21 protein-coding genes and 1 tRNA gene are annotated in these 18,933 nt (G+C 38.1%); 6 read left to right on the top strand and 16 right to left on the bottom strand.

From position 1 onward, the window contains the following. Positions 1-77: 77 nt before the first annotated feature. From DHD80_RS02910 to DHD80_RS02890, 5 genes are all read right to left on the bottom strand, one after another. On the bottom strand, positions 78-2,237 hold the full coding sequence (locus DHD80_RS02910; RefSeq protein ID WP_251739468.1) for a prolyl oligopeptidase family serine peptidase: 2,160 nt from the start codon (positions 2,235-2,237) through the stop codon (positions 78-80). A 153-nt stretch (positions 2,238-2,390) separates the two neighbouring features. Next, positions 2,391-3,380: an aspartate-semialdehyde dehydrogenase gene (locus tag DHD80_RS02905; RefSeq protein ID WP_251739467.1), complete on the bottom strand. Its 990-nt coding sequence runs from the start codon at positions 3,378-3,380 to the stop codon at positions 2,391-2,393. Between the two features lie 194 nt (positions 3,381-3,574). After that, positions 3,575-3,997 carry a large conductance mechanosensitive channel protein MscL gene (gene mscL, locus DHD80_RS02900; RefSeq protein WP_251739466.1) on the bottom strand — a complete coding sequence of 141 codons (423 nt, stop codon included), beginning with the start codon at positions 3,995-3,997 and terminating at the stop codon, positions 3,575-3,577. 183 nt (positions 3,998-4,180) lie between these two features. Further along, positions 4,181-5,290, bottom strand: a complete 1,110-nt coding sequence (alr, locus tag DHD80_RS02895) for an alanine racemase (protein WP_251739465.1) — start codon at positions 5,288-5,290, stop codon at positions 4,181-4,183. Beyond that, a complete protein-coding gene (locus DHD80_RS02890) occupies positions 5,283-5,930 on the bottom strand; it encodes a thymidine kinase (RefSeq protein WP_251739464.1) in 648 nt (215 codons plus the stop codon). The genes alr and DHD80_RS02890 overlap by 8 nt, the downstream gene beginning before the upstream one ends. Positions 5,931-6,107: 177 nt before the next feature. Here DHD80_RS02890 and DHD80_RS02885 point away from each other — a divergent pair, with 177 nt between their 5' ends. The 4 genes from DHD80_RS02885 to recJ are packed head-to-tail and all read left to right on the top strand — an operon-like array spanning position 6,108 to position 9,841. Continuing rightward, on the top strand, positions 6,108-6,854 hold the full coding sequence (locus DHD80_RS02885) for a hypothetical protein (protein WP_251739463.1): 747 nt from the start codon (positions 6,108-6,110) through the stop codon (positions 6,852-6,854). An 8-nt stretch (positions 6,855-6,862) separates the two neighbouring features. Next, entirely contained in the window at positions 6,863-7,531 is a 669-nt protein-coding gene (rsmI, locus tag DHD80_RS02880) for a 16S rRNA (cytidine(1402)-2'-O)-methyltransferase (protein ID WP_251739462.1), read from the top strand. After that, positions 7,531-8,097 carry a uracil-DNA glycosylase family protein gene (locus DHD80_RS02875; protein ID WP_251739461.1) on the top strand — a complete coding sequence of 189 codons (567 nt, stop codon included), beginning with the start codon at positions 7,531-7,533 and terminating at the stop codon, positions 8,095-8,097. The genes rsmI and DHD80_RS02875 overlap by 1 nt, the downstream gene beginning before the upstream one ends. Before the next feature lie 46 nt (positions 8,098-8,143). Beyond that, the gene (recJ, locus tag DHD80_RS02870; RefSeq protein ID WP_251739460.1) at positions 8,144-9,841 is read left to right on the top strand and encodes a single-stranded-DNA-specific exonuclease RecJ; all 1,698 of its coding nucleotides are present in this window, start codon (positions 8,144-8,146) and stop codon (positions 9,839-9,841) included. Here the strand turns inward: recJ and DHD80_RS02865 are convergent. The 6 genes from DHD80_RS02865 to DHD80_RS02840 all read right to left on the bottom strand — a co-directional run bounded on the left by DHD80_RS02865 (position 9,838) and on the right by DHD80_RS02840 (position 14,625). Then, on the bottom strand, positions 9,838-10,596 hold the full coding sequence (locus tag DHD80_RS02865; protein ID WP_251739459.1) for a UDP-2,3-diacylglucosamine diphosphatase: 759 nt from the start codon (positions 10,594-10,596) through the stop codon (positions 9,838-9,840). The genes recJ and DHD80_RS02865 overlap by 4 nt on opposite strands. A gap of 182 nt (positions 10,597-10,778) precedes the next feature. Beyond that, a complete protein-coding gene (locus tag DHD80_RS02860; protein ID WP_251739458.1) occupies positions 10,779-11,255 on the bottom strand; it encodes a cupin domain-containing protein in 477 nt (158 codons plus the stop codon). Positions 11,256-11,541: 286 nt separating this feature from the next. Continuing rightward, a complete protein-coding gene (locus DHD80_RS02855; protein ID WP_251739457.1) occupies positions 11,542-11,994 on the bottom strand; it encodes a 6-carboxytetrahydropterin synthase in 453 nt (150 codons plus the stop codon). Positions 11,995-12,201: 207 nt separating this feature from the next. Continuing rightward, positions 12,202-12,618, bottom strand: a complete 417-nt coding sequence (locus tag DHD80_RS02850; protein ID WP_251739456.1) for a response regulator — start codon at positions 12,616-12,618, stop codon at positions 12,202-12,204. A gap of 14 nt (positions 12,619-12,632) precedes the next feature. After that, positions 12,633-14,135 (bottom strand): ATP-binding protein, encoded by a 1,503-nt coding sequence (locus tag DHD80_RS02845; RefSeq protein WP_251739455.1) that lies wholly within the window; start codon positions 14,133-14,135, stop codon positions 12,633-12,635. A gap of 10 nt (positions 14,136-14,145) precedes the next feature. Beyond that, a complete protein-coding gene (locus DHD80_RS02840) occupies positions 14,146-14,625 on the bottom strand; it encodes a hypothetical protein (protein WP_251739454.1) in 480 nt (159 codons plus the stop codon). Positions 14,626-14,974: 349 nt separating this feature from the next. Here DHD80_RS02840 and DHD80_RS02835 point away from each other — a divergent pair, with 349 nt between their 5' ends. Further along, positions 14,975-15,625, top strand: a complete 651-nt coding sequence (locus DHD80_RS02835; RefSeq protein ID WP_251739453.1) for a 2OG-Fe(II) oxygenase — start codon at positions 14,975-14,977, stop codon at positions 15,623-15,625. Here DHD80_RS02835 and DHD80_RS19880 read toward each other — a convergent pair whose 3' ends face one another. The 5 genes from DHD80_RS19880 to DHD80_RS02815 all read right to left on the bottom strand — a co-directional run bounded on the left by DHD80_RS19880 (position 15,626) and on the right by DHD80_RS02815 (position 18,768). Continuing rightward, positions 15,626-15,757 (bottom strand): hypothetical protein, encoded by a 132-nt coding sequence (locus DHD80_RS19880; protein WP_279346986.1) that lies wholly within the window; start codon positions 15,755-15,757, stop codon positions 15,626-15,628. After that, complete coding sequence (locus DHD80_RS02830) at positions 15,754-15,930, bottom strand: hypothetical protein (protein ID WP_251739452.1); 177 nt, start codon at positions 15,928-15,930, stop codon at positions 15,754-15,756. The genes DHD80_RS19880 and DHD80_RS02830 overlap by 4 nt, the downstream gene beginning before the upstream one ends. Positions 15,931-16,083: 153 nt before the next feature. After that, positions 16,084-16,851, bottom strand: a complete 768-nt coding sequence (locus tag DHD80_RS02825) for an enoyl-CoA hydratase/isomerase family protein (RefSeq protein ID WP_251739451.1) — start codon at positions 16,849-16,851, stop codon at positions 16,084-16,086. A 50-nt stretch (positions 16,852-16,901) separates the two neighbouring features. Then, positions 16,902-18,230 carry an MATE family efflux transporter gene (locus DHD80_RS02820; protein WP_251739450.1) on the bottom strand — a complete coding sequence of 443 codons (1,329 nt, stop codon included), beginning with the start codon at positions 18,228-18,230 and terminating at the stop codon, positions 16,902-16,904. 37 nt (positions 18,231-18,267) lie between these two features. Beyond that, a complete protein-coding gene (locus tag DHD80_RS02815; RefSeq protein WP_251739449.1) occupies positions 18,268-18,768 on the bottom strand; it encodes a GNAT family N-acetyltransferase in 501 nt (166 codons plus the stop codon). 62 nt (positions 18,769-18,830) lie between these two features. Between DHD80_RS02815 and DHD80_RS02810 the strand changes: the two genes are divergently transcribed. Then, positions 18,831-18,907 (top strand) — tRNA-Ala (locus tag DHD80_RS02810). The last annotated feature ends 26 nt before the right edge of the window (positions 18,908-18,933 follow it).

Genomic DNA, 18,933 nt, shown 5'->3' with positions numbered 1-18,933 from the left:
TGAAAAATCTTTCCGAAAAATAAAAAAAGGGTTCATACCGTAATTTATGAACCCTTTATCTCAACTCAATTCTTTATTTAGTCTTTCAACTTCTTCTCTGTAATTTCATTTGGCAGTGTTTTAAATCCCATATTATAAAGGGTAAAACCAAAAATATCGGCATATTCTTCAATGATCATACTGGTTGGCTTTCCAGCCCCATGCCCGGCTTTCGTTTCAATTCGTATCAAAACCGGTTCATCTCCCGCCTGTTTTTCCTGTAATTCCGCAGCAAATTTAAAAGAATGCGCCGGTACAACACGATCATCATGATCTCCGGTGGTTACCAGTGTCGCCGGATATTCCACCCCGGCTTTTACATTATGCACGGGAGAATAATTATAAATATAATCGAACATTTCTTTATTGTCTTCAGAAGTTCCATAATCATAAGCCCAGCCTGCACCTGCAGTAAACGTATGATATCTCAGCATATCCATTACCCCCACAGCCGGCAAAGCAACCTGCATAAGATCTGGCCTTTGGGTCATGGTTGCGCCAACCAGGAGTCCGCCGTTTGATCCACCACGAACCGCCAGGTAGTCTTTTGAAGTGTATTTGTTATCGATTAGATATTCCGCAGCAGCGATAAAATCGTCGAAAACGTTCTGTTTTTTTAGTTTAGTCCCGGCATCGTGCCAAGCGCGGCCATATTCTCCACCCCCACGTAAATTAGGCACCGCGTAAATACCGCCCTGTTCCAGCCAAACGCTCATCGCGGTTGAAAATCCCGGAGTTAAGCTGATATTGAATCCGCCGTAACCATAGAGGATCGTTGGATTTTTTCCATTCAGTTCAGTTCCTTTTTTATAGGTAATGATCATTGGGATCTTCGTTCCATCTTTTGATTCATAAAAAACCTGTTCGCTGGTAAAATCTTCAGAATTAAAATCAATCTTTGGTTTATTGTAAACTTCAGAAGTACCCTTTTCGATATCATACTTGTAGATAGTTCCCGGAGTTACATAATTGGTAAAAGAATAATACAGTTCTTTTTCCTCCTTTTTTGCTCCAAAACCACCGGCTGAACCTATTCCCGGTAATTCGATATCCCGAACAAGATTTCCTTCATAATCATATTGCTTCACATTGGAAATCGCATCTTTCATATACTCCGTAAAGAAATACCCGCCACCAGTGGAAGGGCTCATTACATTTTCAGTTTCCGGAATAAAATCTTTCCAGTTTTCAGGAGTGGGATTGGATGCATCTACGGTGACGATCTTGCGGTTTGGCGCATCCATATTGGTTACTATGTAGAGTTTTTCACCTACATTTTCCATTACATAGGTATCGGTTTCCTGATTATCTACAATGGTTACCAATTCAGGATTCTCTTTGGTAAGGTCCATCAAATACAATTCCCCACCTGAAGTTGCATCCCGGGCAGAAATGATCAAATAATGGTTGTCTTCAGTCACATTTCCTCCCACATAACGATGCTTTTGGGCATCTGTGGCGCCATAAATCACCTTGTCATCACTTTGAGGCGTACCCAATTTGTGATAATATAATTTATGCTGATCTGTTTTTGCGGATAGTTCGCTTCCATCTGGCTTGTCGTAACTGGAATAATAAAATCCGTCGTTCTCTTTCCAGGAAATCCCGCTGAATTTTACATCATTTATTGTGTCTTCCAGCATTTCTTTGGTTTCGGCATCCAGAATGATCATTTTTCTCCAGTCGCTACCGCCTTCAGAAATAGCATAAGTTACTTTCTTTCCATCGTCTGAAAAACTCATTCCCGCTAAAGAAGTGGTTCCATCTTCGCTGAATTTATTCGGATCAAGAAATACTTCAGCTTTTCCGTTTTCTCCTTTTTTGCGATAGATCACACTTTGATTTTGCAGACCATCATTTTTATAGAAATAGGTATAATCGCCTTCTTTAAAAGGAGCGCTTAATTTTTCATAATTCCATAGTTCAGTTAAGCGTTCCTTAAGTTTTTCCCGATAAGGAATGTTCTCAAGATAACCAAAGGTCACCTTATTCTGCTCTTTAACCCATTCCTCGGTTTCCTTACTGCGGTCGTCTTCCAGCCAGCGATAGGGATCTTCAACTTTGGTCCCAAAATAATCGGTAACCGTATCAACTTTTTTAGTTTCGGGATAATTCAAATTAGATTGATTTTGACTTTGGGAATTCATACTTACAGCGAGCAGACTCAATGTAAAAATTCCGGTGGTAATTTTTTTCATCTGTTTATGTTTTTCATTTCTAAGGATCAATCCTAAATTCATCAATGATTTTGAACCTTTTTGCAAAATTCGATCCTAACTGCCTAAATTTAAGATAAAAAAAGCCCGATTTTGTTATGAAAACGGGTGATTTTAGATTTTTTAAGATCTTATTTAGACCAAATCATTTTTTAACAGATATTCGGCAATTTGTACCGCGTTCGTTGCTGCTCCTTTTCGAAGATTATCCGCAACAATCCACATATTTAAAGAGTTTTCCTGAGAATAATCCCTACGAATCCTTCCCACAAAAACATCGTCTTTTCCTTCCGCATAAATTGGCATGGGATACGTATTTACGGCCGGGTTATCCTGAACGGTAATTCCAGGAAAATCATTAAGGATTTTGCGTACTTCGGCTTCCTCAAAATCATTTTCAAACTCGATATTTACCGATTCTGAATGCCCGCCAACCACAGGAATTCTAATCGCCGTAGCGGTAACTTTTACGGATTCATCACCCAGAATTTTTTTGGTTTCATTGCTCAGTTTCATTTCCTCTTTAGTATAGCCATTATCCTGAAAAACATCGCAATGCGGCAATGCATTTTTATGAATTTGATAAGGATAAGCCATTTCACCTTTTTCGCCGGCATATTCATTTTCCAATTGCTGGACGGCTTTTACTCCGGTTCCTGTAATGGACTGATAGGTGGAAACGACCACGCGTTTTATCGTGTAGCGATCATGTAAAGGCTTTAAGGCCATTAAAAGCTGAATCGTGGAACAGTTTGGATTGGCAATGATCTTGTCCTCTTTAGTAAGCAAATCTGCATTGATTTCAGGAATAACCAGTTTATTTTTTGGGTTCATTCTCCAGGCAGAAGAATTATCGATCACGGTTGATCCTGCTTCAGCAAATTTTGGGGCCCATTCCAGGGAAGTGTCCCCTCCTGCGGAAAATATGGCGATTTCAGGTTTTAAGCCAATAGCTGTTTCTAATCCAACCACTTCATATTCTTTTCCCGCAAACCTGATTTTCTTTCCAACAGATTTTTCAGAAGCAACCGGAATCAATTCAGTTAAAGGAAAATTTCTTTCTTCCAGGACTTTAAGCATTACGTTTCCTACCATTCCGGTAGCGCCAACAACTGCAACTTTCATTTGATGATTTTTAAATTGATTTCAAAAGTATATAGTTTCTTATGTTTCACCACATTTTTATCTGAATTTCACGAATTTATTCAATTCGTTATTTTTAAGAAGTTATGCATAATACGATTTTTAAATAAAAAAGAACCCCGACAGTAGCCGGGGGTTAATTATTAAATTATGTAGTGTAGCGGTAAGCGTACTTCTTAAATATTCTTCTTTCTAAGCTCATCCCTAATTTCGGTCAACAATACTTCTTCTTTTGTTGGTCCTGCAGGTACAGCAGCTTCTTCTTTTTTCTTTGATTTTTCGTAAGCACGAAGAAATAAGAAAATAAATAGCCCAACTATAATAAAGTATATGATCGCCTGGATTAAATTTCCGTAAGTAATAACGGCTGCTTCAGCTTCCACAGCGGCTTCAAGGCTTTCATAATTTTTCCCGTCGAGGGCTATAAATTTTTGTGTAAAATCTACTCCGCCGGTAAATAGGCCAATAACGGGCATTAAAATATCTTCTACTACCGAAGAAACGATTTTATTGAAGGCTGCGCCAATGATCACGGCAGTTGCCAGGGTTACAATATCTTTCTTGAGTAAGAAAGCTTTAAAATCTGAAAAAAAGCTCATAATATAATTTTTTGGTTGTTAGTATCAACCAAGGTACTGAAAATTATAATTGTGAGGAGTAAACGCTTTTATACCGGTACTTATTCAATTGTTTCTGAAGACTTTTGACTTCGTTTAGGAACATCGATAGAATGGAGACTAACTTTACAAGCAAACGGGTGCAATCCCGACGAATGAACAATTTTATTCAGGAATCACGATTCGCTTAACTCTATGTTGGATTCCTGTAATAAGTTCATAAGAAATGGTGCCACCGGCTTCAGCAAATTTCACCGGATGTTGAGAGCCGCCAAATATTACGACTTCGTCTCCTTCTTCACAGTCAATTTCAGTAACGTTCACCATAAGAATATCCATACACACATTCCCTACGATAGGAGCATATTGATCATGGATAAAAACCCCGGCTTTTTCGTTGCCGTAAATTCGGTTGATCCCATCAGCATGGCCAATGGGAAGTGTTGCGATTCTTGAGGTTTTGGGCACTTTATATTTGCGATTGTAACCTACACTCTCTCCTTTTTCCAGTTTATGGATTTGCGAAATCACCGTTTTTAAGCTTCCAATAGGTTTTAGCTTAGGATCTACATTTTCATCATTTCCATAGCCATATAAACCAATTCCAGATCTCACCATGCTAAAGGCAGCTTGGGGATAATTGATAATTCCGGAAGTATTGCAAATATGTAAAAGTGGCTGGTATCCTAATTTTTCAATAAGTTCCCAACTCATTTTCCTAAAAAGGTCTATCTGGCCAATAGTAAATTCCCGTTCTTCCCAGTCTTCGCTGGCCGCGAGGTGTGAAAAAATGGATCTTACCTTCAGCGAATTAGTGTTCTCAATGAGATCGTAAACTTTCGAAATTTCATTTGCATCAAAACCCAGCCGGTTAAGGCCCGTATTCAACTTAATATGTACGGGATAATTTTTTTGATTTTTCGCTTCCGCAGTTTCAATAAAATTTATAAGAATTTTCTCGCTGTAGAGGTTGGGTTCGAGACAATGTTCGATAATTTCCTCAAAATTTCCCATTTGCGGATGCAGCACCAAAATAGGTGTGGTAATGCCATTTTCGCGAAGTTGGATTCCCTCGGAAACATAAGCCACAGCGAAATAATCGGTGCCAAGTTCCTCCAGTTTTTTTGCGATGACTACCGAATCATTCCCATAGGCAAAAGCTTTTACCACAGAAAGGAATTTTACATCCTCGTCTAATTTGCTTCTTAAATATCTGTAATTATGTGCCAGGTTTCCCAGATTGATCTCCAGGACCGTCTCGTTGGCTTTAGGCATTTTTTTGAATTGGTTTGGTATTGAGTTCCTCGGGTTCCTGGACATCAAGTTTTTTTACTCTTTCCCGCAACATTGCTTTAAAATAGGCAGCACGGCTAAGGGGTTCATATTCCTCGTTTTCGCCAAGAAAAACCAGATCATCATTGATCGCTTTCCGGTAACTAAATTGTGCCAGGTTCCCGGTGCGGGTGCAAACTGCATGAACTTTGGTCACATATTCTGCGGTGGCCATAAGATTGGGCATGGGGCCGAAGGGATTTCCTTTAAAATCCATATCGAGCCCGGCAACGATCACTCGAATTCCCTGATTGGCAAGGTCATTACAAACGGTTACGATCTCATCATCAAAAAACTGCGCCTCATCAATTCCAATCACATCACAACCATCGGCTAAAATTCGAATATTTGAAGCTGAAGGAACCGGTGTTGATCTAATTTCGTTGGAATCATGAGACACCACCATTTCCTGGTCATATCGGGTATCGATAGCAGGTTTAAAGATCTCTACGGTTTGTTTGGCAAATTTGGCCCGTTTGAGTCTGCGGATAAGTTCTTCGGTTTTTCCGGAAAACATGGAACCGCAAATAACTTCAATCCAGCCAAATTGCTCTTCGTGATTTACTGTATTTTCGAGAAACATTTTGTATTTTTCATGTCGAAACGGGAAATACCTCTTCCGCATAAAGGTGGAACAAATTTATTAAAATTCCAACCCTGGCGAAGGGCTAATCATTAAAGTTTTGAAACTTCCTCTGCTAAAACATCTCATTTGGCAAGTCAGGAATTTTCAACTTTGAATATAAATTGAAACAGAGTCATGAAAAAGAAAATTGAAGCTGAACTTCTTAAAATTGCTGAAAAAATTATCGAGCAGAAAGGTAATTTTAATACAACGCAGCTTAAGAACCACACCCAATTGCTATATGAAAAACTAACCATACTGGATTTTACAGTTAGAAATCTTGAAAAAGAACAACCTGTAAAACAGGAATTTTCGGATAAATCCCACGTACCGGAAAGCGAAAATATGGTACCACCTTATGATGAACATTATCCTGACGGAACTGAATATAATGAGGATGCTATAACAGAACTTAATACTGAAAAGATTAAGGATATTGTCGCTCAAATGCCTCCGGAAACCCAGAAAGTGGATAGAATAATGCATTCCATAAATACTGCACCGGAAACTCCAAAATTTGAAAAGCAAAGGGAAGAGCCAAAGAAGGATTTTAGAAATATCGGGGTAGATTATGATAATTTACCAGATTTTGAACCGGTAAACCATGTTGAAAAAGATGCCAAACCACGCTCCTTAAATGATCGTTTGAAGAAAGGGATCAATATTGGTCTAAATGAAAGGCTCACATATATTAAACATTTGTTTGGTGGAAATACAACCGACTATAATCGTGTTTTATCCCAGTTGAATACCTTTAGCAATCTTGAAGAAGCTAATAAATTTATTGAAAAAGTTGTAAAACCAGATTATAATCACTGGGAAGGAAAAGAAGAATATGAAGAGCGTTTTATGTCTCATATCTATAATAAGTTTGGTGAATAATTAAATGTATGGGAAAACTTTTCCTGGTGCCAACACCCATTGGTAATCTTGAAGATATAACGTTAAGGGCAATTCGGGTATTAAAAGAGGTCGACTTAATATTAGCCGAAGACACCCGCAATAGTGGTAAATTATTAAAGCATTTTGAAATTACTACCCATATGCAAAGCCATCATATGCACAACGAGCATAAAACGGTGGGCCATCTTGTTTCCCGAATACTTTCAGGTGAAAATATTGCTTTAATCAGTGATGCAGGGACACCGGCAATTTCAGACCCCGGGTTTTTACTAACCCGAGCCTGTGTGGAGTCTGGCATTGAAGTAGATTGTCTTCCGGGTGCCACGGCTTTTGTGCCGGCACTGGTAAATAGCGGGCTCCCAAATGACAAATTTGTTTTTGAAGGATTTCTACCCGTAAAAAAAGGCAGGCAAACCCGTTTAAAAATTTTAGCTGAAGAAAATCGAACCATGATCTTTTATGAATCTCCTCATAAATTGCTGAAGACTTTAGGAAACTTTGCTGAATATTTTGGCGAAGAAAGAAAGGTTTCTGTTTCCAGGGAAATTACCAAATTGCATGAAGAAACGGTAAGAGGCACTGTTGCTGAAGTCTTAGCGCACTATACGGCAAACAGTCCGAAGGGTGAAATCGTAATCGTGGTAGCGGGGAATTAATGCAGGATCTACTTTCAGAAATCAGGGATTGTAAGATCTGTAGCGAATATTTGCCATTAGGAGCAAGGCCGATTATCGAAGCTTCGAAAAATTCCAAAATTGTACTTATAAGTCAGGCGCCGGGAAGGGTGGTGCACAATTCCGGAATTGCCTGGAATGATCAAAGTGGTATCAAATTAAGGGAATGGTTAGGCGTAGATGATGAAGTTTTCTATAATCCGGATAATTTTGCCATTCTTCCTATGGGATTTTGTTATCCCGGAAAAGCAAAAACCGGGGATGCGCCGCCAAGAAAGGAATGTGCACCTACATGGCACGATAAAGTCTGGGATCATTTAAAAAAGGCGGAATTGAAAATTTTAATCGGCTCCTATGCGTCAAATTACTATTTAGATGCTTCGAAAAAGCTCACCGAAAAAGTAGGTGCTTTTGAAGAATATTTACCTGAATACTGGCCTGTGCCTCATCCCTCACCCGTAAACCGTTTTTGGCGGATCAAAAATCCATGGTTTGAGGAAGAAATTGTTCCAAAACTTCAGATTAAAATAAAGGAAATCCTATCCTAAACCTGTAAATTACCTATCTTGTTTAATTCATTTTTTGCTGAATTTTATGACGCGTTGGACTCTCAAACCAAAACCTGATCCTGTACTGGTAAATAATCTTGCTGAACATCTTAGCGTGGATATTTCAATTGCCAGATTACTGGTACAGCGCGGGATTACAAGTTTTGAAGAAGCCAAAAATTTCTTCCGTCCAGATCTTGCCCAGCTCCACGATCCTTTTCTCATGAAGGATATGCATAGGGCTGTGGAAAGAATTCAGCTGGCTATTCAGAATAAGGAAAATATTTTGGTCTATGGAGATTATGATGTAGATGGGACGACCAGCGTTGCGCTTATGTCTTCATTTTTAAAAGTTAGATACCCAAATGTGGCGACCTATATTCCAGATCGTTATGATGAAGGTTATGGTATTTCTTATAAAGGGATCGATTTTGCAGCAGATAATGACATTTCTTTGATTATTGCCCTGGATTGTGGAATCAAGGCGATTGAAAAAGTAGCCTATGCAAAAGAAAAGGGGATCGATTTTATCATTTGTGATCATCACCGGCCGGGACCTAATATTCCGGCGGCTGTAGCAGTTTTGGATCCAAAAAGGGAAGATTGCGCCTATCCTTACGATGAACTTTGTGGTTGTGGAGTGGGTTTTAAATTAATCCAGGCAATTGCTGCTACGGAAAATGAACCTATAGATTCATTGCTTATCTACCTTGACCTTGTAGCAACCGCCATTGGTGCAGATATTGTCCCTATTACCGGGGAAAATAGAATTTTGGCTTATCATGGTCTTCACGTGATTAATATTGCCCCCAGGAAAGGCATCAAAAGTATTTTAGGAGAACGACAAAATATTAGTATTACCGATGTGGTTTTTATTGTTGCCCCCAGAATTAATGCTGCTGGTAGAATGAAACATGGGCAGCATGCCGTAAATCTCCTAACGGAAGATGATGAAGGACAATCCAAAATTTTTGCTGAAGAAATTGAAATTTATAATACGGACAGGAGAAGTGCAGACCAGATCATCACTGAAGAAGCCAAAAATCAGGTGATAGAATGTAGGGAAGAAGAACGTTTTACCACGGTGGTTTACCAGGAGAACTGGCATAAAGGGGTTATTGGGATTGTCGCTTCACGCTTAACGGAAACCTGGTACAGGCCTACGCTGGTATTTACAAAAAGTGGAGAACGACTGGCTGCATCAGCACGTTCAGTAAAAGGTTTTGATGTATATGAAGCCCTGGAAGCCTGCAGTGAGCATATAGAACAATTTGGCGGACATAAATATGCCGCAGGCCTGACCTTACTGGAATCTGAATATGAGAATTTTAAAAGAAAGTTTGAAGAGGTTGTGGCCACAAGTATCGATAAACATCTTTTAACTCCTGAAATTGCTATAGATACTGAGCTTGAATTTGAAGAGATCACCCCAAAATTTTACAGGATTTTAAAACAATTTGCCCCTTTTGGCCCGGGAAATATGTCCCCGGTTTTTCTAAGTCGTGGCTTAACCGATACTGGTTTTGGCAAATGTGTGGGGGAAGGGGACAAACATTTAAAATGCCTGGTGCGGCAGCATTCGGGCGGGCCGGCTTTTGAAGTCATTGGTTTTAATTTGGGCGAAAAGCTAGATTTGATAAAAAATCACCAAAAGTTTGATGCCGTTTATAGCCTGGATGAAAATACCTGGAATGGCAACACATCTATACAGCTAAAGTTGAAAGATATTAGGGAAAGTGTTTAGGAATTCAGCTTTTTTAGACTTAGATCCTCGCCATCAAATTCAGCATAAGTATAATGACTTATCCAGTCACCGGTATTGATATAAACTGACTTTTCATTTAATTGAATTTCCAGCGGTAAATGCCGGTGCCCAAAAAGGAAGTAATCATAATGCTTTGTTTCCAGTTTCCTGCGACAGTACTGGATCAACCACTCTTTTTCCTCTCCTAAAAATTTCTGGTCCTCGTCCCCGGAGATCAATTTATTTTTTACGGAAAAATATTGTGCCAGTGGTACGCCAAGATCCGGATGTAGCCAGCGGTAAAGCCATTTGGAAATAGGGTTGGTAAAGACCTTTTTCATCCTTTTATAACCTTTATCCCCAGGCCCCAGGCCATCACCATGACCTACTAGAAAGCTTTTTCCATTAAATTCAAATTCCTTGGGTTGGCGATATACGGGAATATTCAACTCCGTTTCGAAATAGTCTTTCATCCAGAGATCGTGATTTCCCACGAAAAAATATATAGGAATTCCACTATCCCGAATTTCCGCCAGTTTACCGAGGGTTCGCACAAAACCTTTAGGCACTACATGTTTATATTCAAACCAGAAGTCGAACAAATCGCCCAGTAGAAATAGTACGGCAGCATCTTTTTTAATTTCATCCAGCCATTTTACAAATATGGCTTCCCGCTTTCGGCTTTCCTCCATGGTGGGAGCACCCAAATGATTATCACTGGAAAAGTAGACTTTTTTGCCCGAGGGAATATTCATAGGTAGTGATTCGGTTACGGTTATCGCAAGTTGCGGCAGTAAGGACTCGGATTTGGTGGTGGCTTTGTTGTTTGTTACTTGGTCTCTAAAATAACAATTTTCATGGAAATACCCGCTATTTGCTGTTAACGAGGTTGTATGCTGGCATTGTCACAAATTATTAATTTTAGTTCTTCTAATTTTTAATCTTTTTTCAGCATTTTAGGAACCTTATCATAATATTCCTGCGTTAAGATTTCTGTCCAAACTGTGGGTTGTTCGCCACTATAGAATGCTAAATAAGTTACATCGCTATCCTTTGTAGATGAGTGCCAATGCTCAATATCTTTATCACATCTAATTACATCTCCCTCTTTTAGAATAGTAGGTTTTTTTCCTCTTTCTTGATAATAAGCTTCGCCATCTACAATGACCAAAACCTGCACAGAACTATGTTTATGCCAATCTAAAGTTGAGTTAGCTTTAAATGTTGCTTTTGTAATATTATAACCTAATTCGGCGTCATCGTGAATTATTGGGTTTAACCAAGCTTCTCCAATGTAATGGGTATTTGGAGCCTTTGTTCCCTCGGTATGATAAGAGGACACGTTATAATCAGAACTTTGAGCAACTATAAATAATGGAGCCAAAAATATTAGGGCAAAAATTGAATATCTCATAATCTACTTTTTTAATTAATTATTTTCTTTATTCATTCTTCGTCAATGCTTGCGTACAGCCGGGGATAAAGATAGGAGATTTCTCCTGTTGGTCGAAATGAGAATTTAATATTAAATAGACCTGGCAGGTTTCTAAAACCTGCCAGGTCTATACCAGGAATAAATAATCTTTATTTTTTATACAAGTCCTGCTTGACGATTTATTTTTTGCGCAAGGGATAGCAGCGGTTAGCTCCCGCATTTCGCGGGACTAAAAGCGAATAGCCCGACCCGTTAGGGTTGCGCCCTAATTATTATCTACGGAATACCATTCCGCAAAAGAAGTATCGGTTTCCTGAAGCTTGAGCGAATGTAACTGGATATGTGGGGGCAAATGTTTTTTGATCTTCGCGGCAAAATCCATTACCATATTCTCGCTGGTTGGCTGATATTCCACTAAAATCACGTGATGTCCCCTGGATTTTAACTCTTCGGCGAGCTCTATATGTGGGGTATTTTTATTAAAAACGGTGGCGTGATCAAACTGGTCCACAATTTCAGACTTTACGATCTTTTTTAAATCCCCAAAATCGATCACCATTCCAAATTTCACATGATGAGCATCTGTAATAGGCGTTCCAATCACGGTAACGCTTAATTTATAACTGTGGCCGTGCACATTGCGACATTTGCCATCATAACCATAAAGGGCGTGACCGGTTTCGAATGAAAATTGCTTGGTGATCCTAATATTGCTCATGTTGGTCTATTTGCCACAAATATAATGGAATTTGGCGTTTGAGATTTTGCTACCTGTTCAGAATTTTGATGGAACTCATTGAAGACAGGCACGGAAAATTATCAAGCCCTGTTTACAGTCAGTTATCGGTGGGAAGCTGATAGGATATTATCGGGGAAGCGACTATAGCAGATGTAATTTGTGGCCAATAATGGAACGGTAAAGGCACTATTTATAATTTGGGAAATATTCGTCAATAATTTCATCCAATTTTTCAGCGGTTAAGGGTTTATTTTTAAATCCGTTTATACGCGAAATAGTTGCGGACTTACTTAGGTCATCAGGATTTGATGAAGTTGTTAACATAACAATAATAATGTTGCCTTTTTGAACTTCCTTCATTTCCCCATATTCTTCTAAAAATTCCCAGCCATCCATTCCAGGCATATTAATGTCTATGAATATAACTTCCGGTTTTGGATATTCTTTAAAGTCCTTTTCCTTTAAATAATCCAAAGCTTTATATCCACTTTCTACCGCAACTATTTTATCGACAATTTTAGCTCTGGAAATTACCCGTTCGTTAATATAATTGGTTGCTTTATCATCATCTATTAATAAGATACAGTTTAATTTCTTTTTCATCGAATAATTGTGAATTATGTAATTATAGTAAAGTAAAATTTACTTCCTTTTCCTAATTCTGATTCCACCCATATTTTACCTCCATGAATATCAACAATTTTATAACAGTGTGCCAAACCTATCCCTGTACCTTCATATTCGCTATTAGTATGCAAGCGTTTGAAAATTTTAAAAATCTTATTTTGATGTTTTTCTGAGATACCTATACCATTATCCTCTATACAAAACAATAATCCTCTATTTTCTTTTACAGCAGTAATCTTAATTTTTGGATCAGTTTCCGGTTTACAAAATTTAATGGAGTTGAGGATTAAGTTTTGGAACAACTGCCTCAATTCGCTTTTATGACCCATTACAAAATCCGGAAGATTATTGTTTTCGATCGTTGTATTTGTTTCCGCAATTTTTAAGCTTAAATCTTTTTTGAGGTCGTTGATTATTTCTGAAATATCTACCTTCATCATTACAGAATCCTTACCTATTCGGCCATAATCCAATAATCCTTTCACTAAAGTGCGCATCCTTGCAGTTGAATGAATTATAAAATTGAGGCTGTCTTTTCCTGTCTTATCAAATTTTTCGTGGTATTCCTCAACAAGAAGTTCAGAAAAACTAGTAACCGTACGTAATGGTTCTTGTAAATCGTGAGAGGCAATAAATACAAATTGTTCCAATTCTTTGTTCTTTATTTCCAATTGCTCAGCATAAGCTATACGCTCATTCTCTATTCGTTTGAGTTCGGTAATATCGGTCCAGCTAAACCTGCTATCAGTGATCTCTCCCTTATCATTCTTTGCAGAAGTCACATTTAAGATGACCTCAATATCTTTTCCAGATTTAGTCTTTAACTTTAATTCGGCATTTTTTACAAAACCCTTCTCCTTAAAAATTTTTAAGGATGCATTAAGTTTTTGCTTGCTATTGGGATGATGTATTATTTCAATAGGTTTATGTAAAAGCTCCTCTTTCGAATATCCTGTTTTTTTACATAAGGTATCATTACATCTTAGAATATGAAATTCTTCTAAATGCACACTGGCATGCATCTCATTCGAGTTTTCATAAAGGTACCTATACACCTTTTCGCTAACCTCAAGTTCTTTACGGCTTTTAGTTAAGGCCTTTGTCCTTTGCCGTACTTTATCTTCCAAAGATTCCAGTACTTTTTCCATTCCCGCAAAACCGCTTTTAGCAGCCGATACCAAAGTCACACAAATCCAAACTACAATTATAGCTATAAAGGTGTTCAATCCTTCTAAACTTCCCTGGGAAATAGATTCAGACTTTTTAACCATAGCCATGATGATCAAAATGGTACATAAAACACCTATATAGATTGAAATATTCTTACCAGGAAAAATCCAACTATACAAAATAACCAAACAATAAATACTGCCAATGCCAATGCTTGGTGATACATTAACATCTATAGCATAAATTACCAAAGCAATAAATATTGCGATAGTAAACAATATGCCATCTTTTATATAAGCTGGAGTTGATTTTTGATTGGTCATTAATCAACGACTATTTTGAAAGTTGCCTGTTTAATCTTAAAATTTCAGCATCCTTTTCCTTCAATTCCGCAAGCAATCGAGAAATTTCATTTGACTCAGATGCACCTGAAACTTTGGAATCTAAGAGTTTTGGTAAATCGCGTATTAAAGCAAAAACTGTGGCCAAACTTACAATTGCTGTAAAGAATTTAATTAAAGCACTCAATCTATAGGCCGGCCACCAAAAAATAATTGCATCAATGATATGGGTGGCACCGCATAATAAAATAAAAGCGGCAAAAAGCCAAAATACCGGTAAAAAGGGGATTTTAGGTCTTTGTTGAACAAACCAAAGGATTACTACAGGAATAATAAAATACGCTAGCCAAATGGTTACATCACTACCTATATATAACCAACCATGGAAATCACTCCATTTTCCACACACCCACCTGGGAGGCCAATCTGCCGTTCCAAAAAGATTTAGAAAAAAATCAATTATTTCGCTCATATTTAAAATATTGTAGGTTTAATATTACACTGAAAGAATACTACCATTAGAGTGTCTGTGTGCAATTTATGGAATTAAGATGGAATAAAATGTGATTGGAGGAAAAGAGAATAGGTAAGCTCTTTATATTCTTCATGTTAAGCATCCGAATGCCAGAAAAAATTTTCATAAGAAAAACCCTGCTCTAAATTTCCTGGATCCTCTTTCCAGTAATTCAACGGAGAAAATAGACAGAACAGCATCGACCCAGTAATCTTTTAAGAGTACATTTTCCTGTTCGATTTTTTGCCTATTAAACTTTAACAGCCTTGATTTGATTTGTGAAGTATATTTGTTCAATTTCCAAAATATGTACCAGGCGATGGAACTTTTTGAACAAATTGAATTTGAGGAAAATACACTTTATGAAAAGATCATCACTGATCTTATGGAGAAGAAGTTTAGTATCGTTGATGATTTTTTTAGCGCTGAGGAGGTAGGAATTCTTCGTAATTCACTTTTACAGAAATACGAAGAGGATAATTTTAAAAAAGCTGCCATTGGTAATAAAATTAATGAAGTCATTGCAAAAAGTATTCGCGGTGATTTTATCCTTTGGATGAATGAAGCCGAAGGAAATGAAGATGAAAAAGTTTTTTTCCAAAAGATCACCTCGCTAATCAATTACCTGAACCGCACCTGTTTTATGGGGATTCTCACTAAAGAATTTCATTATGCCTTATATCCTGAAGGCACTTTCTATAAAAGACATCTGGATACCTTTCAAAATGACGGACGAAGAAAACTTTCGGTTGTTTGTTATTTGAATGATGAAAACTGGGTGCCGGAAAATGGCGGTGAACTGGCCATTTATTTTCTCAGGGAAAATGGCGAGGAAATGTTGAATATTTATCCGTTGCCGGGAAGGATCGTGATTTTTGAAAGCCAGGAACTGGAACATGAGGTAAAACCTGTAAAAGTTCCAAGATTAAGTATTACCGGCTGGTTAAAAACCCGATAATTATTTCCTAAATTTTTTATAGACAAAAACACCAATCAGGATTAAAGCCAGGATCAGCCAGAAACCCATTCCGCTTAAAAAGCTTAAAATTTCCCAGGTATCATCGTTACCCGGCATGTTTTCCTGTGTCATTTTCGATTTCTTTTAGCCCAGCGATACCTCGCGAAGAAAAATATAAACAACAAAAAAGCTAAAGCCAATAAATACCACAGGTTTTCAGAAAAAAATTCCTGTAGCGTCCATCCCCATTCCTGGGTTTCACTTGCATCCCTGTCTTTGGGTAAATGTTCCTGCTGAAAACTCATGATTTTATATTCATATTTTTACGAAGAAAAATTAAGGCTATTATCCCAATTAACAGAGCAATTAAGAAATATTTATTCTGAAGGATCCATTCGCCTAATGAAACCGTATCTTTTTCTATTGCCTGGATTAAGAGAAAATACAACAAAGAAGTTCTATTTTTTAAATTTCGACAAAGCCTTCCGGGTAAAATCTGAAAGCACCAATTCTCCGGAAATAGCGGCCCTTTCAGCTAAAAGATCTTTCCAGTGCCCGGTATCTTTCCAAAGGATTTTTTTCATTTCATATAAAGCCTCAGGATTATATGAAGCCAGTTTTTGCAGGAAAATATCCACTTCTTTATCTAATTCTGAAACAGATTCCAGCACTTTAGCATACAAACCTTTTTCCTGAGCCCAGTAAGCGGTCTTCCATTCATCTGCGGCAAGGCTTAATTCGGCTAAGGCTGCAGCACCCATTTTTCGAGATACTGCCGGTGCAATCACAAAGGGGCCAATACCAATGCTTAATTCAGATAATTTGATAGATGCCGCTTCTGTAGCGAAGGCATAATCACAGGCTGCAACTAAACCAACGCCGCCACCCACAGTCTTTCCCTGCACACGGCCCACGATTAGTTTTTTGCATTTTCGCATGCTGTTGATCACTTCAGCAAAACCCGAAAAAAAGAGTTTTCCTTCCTGCATATTTTTTATAGCCACCAGTTCATTAAAAGAAGCCCCTGCACAAAAGGCTTTTTCGCCTTCAGATTTTAAGAGAATTACCGAAATACTTTTGTTATCAGATAATTTGTCCAATTCTTTTTTGAGTCGGTGGAGTAATTCTGAGGGAAAAGAATTGCTGGCAGGATGCCCAAATTCAACCGTGGCGATCCTATTTTCAATGTGTGTGTAAAGACTTCCGTTTTCGCGATTTGTGAGCATAAACTTCAATTTTTATCAAAGTTAATAATTATGCGCCGGCCAATGACGAACTAAAGCGTTCTTCCCAAATATTTATTTCGGAAATAGATGACCAGCGTTCCTGCTCGAATCAACATCCAGATAAAAAAGGCGATCCAGATGGCATACAATTTTAAACCGAAATGATCCCCAATCAATAGTGCAGGAGTAAAGCCCAGGAAGGTCGCTACCAACAAAACATTCCGCAGATATTTGGCTTCCCCAAGTCCTTTAAAAATTCCGTCGAACATAAAAGCGATCGCATTCACGGGTTGCATAAGAAGTACGATCCAGAAAACGGAAGAAAACAACGCCAGAACGCTGGCTTCCTTATTAAAAAGCAAACCTATCTGGTCATAAAAAATACCGCAGATAAGCATTAAAATTAGGGCAATAGTAACCGCATAAAAACTAATTTTCTTGCTGAGGTTCCAAAGGTTACGGTAATCTTTTGCGCCCAGTAATTTCCCTCCAATAGCATTTCCTGCATTCGCATAACCATCGATAAAAAAGCTAAAAAATAACCAGATGTTCATAAGGATACTCTGCGCCGCAATATAATTTTTCCCATAATCTGTCGCATAAGCATTGGCCAGATAAATGGCAAAGTTGAGGGCTGCTGTGCGAACAAATAAATTTGCGGCCATTAACAGTAAAGGCTTAAGCCGCGGATTAATATTCCAGCTCAGTTTCAAATTAAACGGAGTTTTTTTATAAAAATACCACAGCGCCATACAAAGCATCGTTGCCTGGGCCATTAAACTGGCATATGCGGCACCTTTTAAAAATAATGGCGGAATGATGCCCTCTACGCCATAAACCAGGAGATAATCCATTACAATGTTCACGATCGCTCCGGTAATACTACATTTCATAGCCCAGTAGGTATTTTGCAGTCCACGAAAAACACCAAATATGGCAAAGGTGACCAGGGTTAAAGGGTAGCCGATTGCCCTAATCTGGTAATAATCTTCAGAATATTGTAAAATTAAACCATCGGCGTTATAAGCTGAAAAAATAGCCCTGGCGAAAAAAGCGGTGAGGGCATAAATAAAAAGACTTAAGATAAGATTGAAATAAATCGCCTGCGGAACCAGGGTTTTAACGGCATGAATTCTATTTGCACCCAGATGCTGAGAAACAATCGCGGAAATGGCAGTTTTCGTCTGGGCAACAATCCAGATGATGGCGGAAAGAAAGGAACCTACAATTCCAGCCGCGGCGAGGGCTTCAATAGAATTTTCATCTACATTTCCAATAATGGCAATATCGGTTAAAGAGATTAGCGGTTCGGCGATTCCCGCGATGATCGCGGGAATCGCAATTTTATTTATACTTTTAAAACTTACTGAATTTTCCAAATATCAGTTTTGAGGCACAAAGATAGAAGTGAAATTTTTACAGCGGCAATTCATAACAATAAAATGGATGTTCGCTTTGCCTGGGGAAATAGATATTTCCTAATTTTTGATATCCACGGCTCTCGTAAAAATTTTGATTTCTTTTATTCTGGCTAAACGTATCCAGTCTCACCGAATCAAAATTCTCTTTTCGGGCTTTATTTTCAGCAAAAGACATCATATTTTGAGCAATCCCATTTCCCCAAAGATCGGGATCTACCGCCAGCCGATGTATATATAGGTTATTGCCATTTTTGGTAAGCCACTTTATGGGAATATATTCATAGTCCATCTTTGGAGTTATGACAATAATTCCCAGAATAGTGAAATTTTCTTCAGTTATCCATAACTCATTTTGAAGAATATCCTCCTGCAGACGCTCTCTGGAAGGATAGTTTTCATTCCATTGAAAAATCTTTTTGTTGATCATGTGCATGGCGCATCTTTCCGTAAGCTCTTTAATTTTATCGAGTTCTGAGAGTTTGGCGAGTCGAATCATAATAAAGATGAAAAATAAACATTTTCAAATATGCAAAAAATTATTACATTTGCTCGCAAGCCGGGGGATTAGCTCAGCTGGCTAGAGCGTTTGGCTGGCAGCCAAAAGGTCATCGGTTCGACTCCGATATTCTCCACCAAAAAACCACTGTTTTACACAGTGGTT

Origin of the sequence: Gramella sp. AN32 (assembly GCF_023718305.1) — a bacterium.
GTDB classification, from domain to species: Bacteria; Bacteroidota; Bacteroidia; order Flavobacteriales; family Flavobacteriaceae; genus Christiangramia; species Christiangramia antarctica.
Note: the sequence above shows the minus strand (reverse complement) of the source record. Positions and strands in the feature narration are given on the sequence as shown.

Excerpts from the sequence above, each read along its gene's own strand:
- DHD80_RS02910 (WP_251739468.1), bottom strand. The coding sequence starts at position 2,237 with ATGAAAAAAATTACCACCGGAATTTTTACATTGAGTCTGCTCGCTGTA.
- DHD80_RS02905 (WP_251739467.1), bottom strand. The coding sequence starts at position 3,380 with ATGAAAGTTGCAGTTGTTGGCGCTACCGGAATGGTAGGAAACGTAATG.
- mscL (WP_251739466.1), bottom strand. The coding sequence starts at position 3,997 with ATGAGCTTTTTTTCAGATTTTAAAGCTTTCTTACTCAAGAAAGATATT.
- alr (WP_251739465.1), bottom strand. The coding sequence starts at position 5,290 with ATGCCTAAAGCCAACGAGACGGTCCTGGAGATCAATCTGGGAAACCTG.
- DHD80_RS02890 (WP_251739464.1), bottom strand. The coding sequence starts at position 5,930 with ATGTTTCTCGAAAATACAGTAAATCACGAAGAGCAATTTGGCTGGATT.
- DHD80_RS02885 (WP_251739463.1), top strand. The coding sequence starts at position 6,108 with ATGAAAAAGAAAATTGAAGCTGAACTTCTTAAAATTGCTGAAAAAATT.
- rsmI (WP_251739462.1), top strand. The coding sequence starts at position 6,863 with ATGGGAAAACTTTTCCTGGTGCCAACACCCATTGGTAATCTTGAAGAT.
- DHD80_RS02875 (WP_251739461.1), top strand. The coding sequence starts at position 7,531 with ATGCAGGATCTACTTTCAGAAATCAGGGATTGTAAGATCTGTAGCGAA.
- recJ (WP_251739460.1), top strand. The coding sequence starts at position 8,144 with ATGACGCGTTGGACTCTCAAACCAAAACCTGATCCTGTACTGGTAAAT.
- DHD80_RS02865 (WP_251739459.1), bottom strand. The coding sequence starts at position 10,596 with ATGAATATTCCCTCGGGCAAAAAAGTCTACTTTTCCAGTGATAATCAT.
- DHD80_RS02860 (WP_251739458.1), bottom strand. The coding sequence starts at position 11,255 with ATGAGATATTCAATTTTTGCCCTAATATTTTTGGCTCCATTATTTATA.
- DHD80_RS02855 (WP_251739457.1), bottom strand. The coding sequence starts at position 11,994 with ATGAGCAATATTAGGATCACCAAGCAATTTTCATTCGAAACCGGTCAC.
- DHD80_RS02850 (WP_251739456.1), bottom strand. The coding sequence starts at position 12,618 with ATGAAAAAGAAATTAAACTGTATCTTATTAATAGATGATGATAAAGCA.
- DHD80_RS02845 (WP_251739455.1), bottom strand. The coding sequence starts at position 14,135 with ATGACCAATCAAAAATCAACTCCAGCTTATATAAAAGATGGCATATTG.
- DHD80_RS02840 (WP_251739454.1), bottom strand. The coding sequence starts at position 14,625 with ATGAGCGAAATAATTGATTTTTTTCTAAATCTTTTTGGAACGGCAGAT.
- DHD80_RS02835 (WP_251739453.1), top strand. The coding sequence starts at position 14,975 with ATGTACCAGGCGATGGAACTTTTTGAACAAATTGAATTTGAGGAAAAT.
- DHD80_RS19880 (WP_279346986.1), bottom strand. The coding sequence starts at position 15,757 with ATGACACAGGAAAACATGCCGGGTAACGATGATACCTGGGAAATTTTA.
- DHD80_RS02830 (WP_251739452.1), bottom strand. The coding sequence starts at position 15,930 with ATGAGTTTTCAGCAGGAACATTTACCCAAAGACAGGGATGCAAGTGAA.
- DHD80_RS02825 (WP_251739451.1), bottom strand. The coding sequence starts at position 16,851 with ATGCTCACAAATCGCGAAAACGGAAGTCTTTACACACACATTGAAAAT.
- DHD80_RS02815 (WP_251739449.1), bottom strand. The coding sequence starts at position 18,768 with ATGATTCGACTCGCCAAACTCTCAGAACTCGATAAAATTAAAGAGCTT.